Source organism: Cellulomonas algicola (genome assembly GCF_019024305.1).
In the GTDB taxonomy this organism is placed as follows: domain Bacteria; phylum Actinomycetota; class Actinomycetes; order Actinomycetales; family Cellulomonadaceae; genus Cellulomonas; species Cellulomonas algicola.
On sequence record NZ_JAHKSJ010000045.1, the window covers coordinates 1 to 1,299 of the forward strand.

Consider the following 1,299-nt stretch of genomic DNA (forward strand, 5'->3'; position numbering starts at 1 on the left):
GTCCGGACGATCGTCTCCTTGTTGACCAGCACCCACCCCCGGTCCGGCTGCAGGATCAGCACGGGCGGCGCCAACGGCAGCCGCCGAAAGTCCTCGACGGTGAACACGGGCCGAAGGTCGCCGCATCCACCGGCGTCGATCTGCTGCCAGGGGCTCCAGCCCACCGGACCGATCGGGATCCGGCGCCACAGGGGTAGTTGGTACGCCTCGCCGCCGCAGTCGACGGTCAGGGCTTCGTCGATTCCAGCAGGACACGAACCGTCCTCGCTGCCCTTCACCCACCTGCCGGCGGCCTCCCGACACGCGGCCGCCCTCTGATACTCCGGATGGCGACCAGGCTGAGCGGCCGCGACGCCCCTGGCTCGGGCAGCGGCCGCGGCCGCGCGTTGGCTCGCCAGATCGATGGCTTCACGTGAGTCGGACGTACCGCCGTGGTGCTGGAAGTCCCGGCCGGGCTCGGAGGGCGACGTGCCCGCAAGGATTGCGGCTGCCGCGAGTGCGACAGCGACGACGCCGAGTCGCTTCATCATGACGGCGTGAGACTGCCGGGCTCCATGACGTCGACCGCGTCTACTTGCCAGCCGTCGACCCAGCTGATCGCAAAGTAGAGGTCGAACTTGCTCTCCGGATCCTGCACGACGACCTCACCCGTCGCTGAGCGGCGCGTCGACGCGAGCTGCTTGACGCGCAAGGTCGCGGTGTACCACTCGGACGGGGAGGCCTCGGCGCCGTCGGCGTACTCGACGACAGCCCCTCCGCCCTCCTCGGTCTCGCCAGCGGCGTGGCTCTGGTTGATGTCGCTGATCGCCGAATGGCAGAAGCTGCAGGAGTCGCTCGACAGGCGGTCGAGCTCAGCCGTGTCGCCGCTGGTGTAGGCGTACTCGTACACGCCCACGAAGTACTCGGCCAGTGCTGCAGCGCCGTCAGCGCTCGGCGTGTCCATCGCCGGATCGCGCTCCGGGGGCGCGTCCGGACCGGGCGGCGCCGACTGGCTCGCGGATGCTGCGGGCGAGCCAGTCGGACTCGAGGACACAGTCGCGCCGCCACCGGACGGGGCGACCGTCGTGCACGAGGCGACGGACGGAACGCCGGTGAGCAGTGCGATGGCGAACGCCCCCTGCGCAGTTCGTCGTCGAAGCATGGGCGCGAAACTACCGAAACCGGACAGGTCGCGGTGTGGTCGGCTCGAATCTGTGGACGAACCAGGCCGCGTTGTCGTCAGGGCGTTGCCGACCTAACAGTCGTCGGGCTTGGGGAAGTCGGTGCAGAGGTCGTCGACGAGCCGCGACCTGCGCTCGA

1 protein-coding gene and 1 pseudogene are annotated in these 1,299 nt (G+C 69.7%); both read right to left on the reverse strand.

The window, feature by feature from the left end; translation table 11 throughout:
• Positions 1-530, reverse strand: a pseudogene (locus KOV94_RS20380) (hypothetical protein); the annotation flags it as partial.
• Positions 527-1,141: a DUF6318 family protein gene (locus KOV94_RS20385; RefSeq protein WP_225917085.1), complete on the reverse strand. Its 615-nt coding sequence runs from the start codon at positions 1,139-1,141 to the stop codon at positions 527-529. The pseudogene KOV94_RS20380 and the gene KOV94_RS20385, both read right to left, overlap by 4 nt.
• Positions 1,142-1,299 lie beyond the last annotated feature (158 nt).

What these genes read in the sequence shown, in the direction of transcription:
- KOV94_RS20385 (WP_225917085.1), bottom strand. Translation starts at nt 1,141, where the DNA reads ATGCTTCGACGACGAACTGCGCAGGGGGCGTTCGCCATCGCACTGCTC.